Raw genomic sequence first — 248 nt, forward strand, 5'->3', positions numbered from 1 at the left:
GATCAATGGTGCCCTGTCGATTATCGCGCCTCTGGCATGGGCCTTCCCTGCCGGTTCCACCGTAAGTTCTGCTGTGGTTTACGGCGACCTGCAGGCACGGGCGAAGAGCATCTTCACCCAGCGCACGTGGGACAGTGGCAACCCCAACTGGACCGAGGCCCGGCTCGGCGACGACACCACAGCCCAGTACAACCTGATCAACTACCCCATCCAGTCGAACAACAAGGGAGCCATAGAAGGCAAGTGGG

Annotated in this window: 1 protein-coding gene; it reads left to right on the forward strand. The window is 60.9% G+C overall.

Translation table 11 applies throughout. From position 1 onward, the window contains the following. Positions 1 to 248 (forward strand): hypothetical protein (locus tag E1189_RS21980; RefSeq protein ID WP_196220783.1); only part of this gene is annotated, 248 nt, incomplete at both ends.

The sequence above is a fragment of the Parendozoicomonas verongulae genome (assembly GCF_009711465.1).
Taxonomy (GTDB): domain Bacteria; phylum Pseudomonadota; class Gammaproteobacteria; order Pseudomonadales; family Endozoicomonadaceae; genus Sansalvadorimonas; species Sansalvadorimonas verongulae.